Annotated in this window: 1 protein-coding gene; it reads right to left on the reverse strand. The window is 56.2% G+C overall.

Annotated features, from left to right (window positions below):
* Positions 1 to 292: globin domain-containing protein (locus J4G32_RS20835; protein WP_210497564.1), on the reverse strand; the 292-nt coding region annotated here is incomplete at both ends.

The raw sequence follows: 292 nt of genomic DNA on the forward strand, positions 1-292 counted from the left end.
CCGCTCTCAGCTGGAAGGCGTGCTGCTCGCTGAGTTCCAGCAGGCCACCAACCAGGTCGTCGATTTTGGCCACAGCCAAACCAATGCCATTCATCACCTTCTTTCCGTGGGCCTTCACTGGGACAGAGCCGGGAGCATGGTCTGTCCAGTGAGTGAAGTAGGTCTTGGTTTGCGGGTAGACCAAGAGCATCCTGGCCAAGGCATTAGCGCCGATAACGTCAGCTGACTTGGAAATTTTTGCCCAGAGGGCCTTGACGGCAGCCTTGTCCTTATCGTTCAAACTCATGGTGGC

The organism is Microvirga antarctica, assembly GCF_017921815.1.
Classification (GTDB): Bacteria; Pseudomonadota; Alphaproteobacteria; order Rhizobiales; family Beijerinckiaceae; genus Microvirga; species Microvirga antarctica.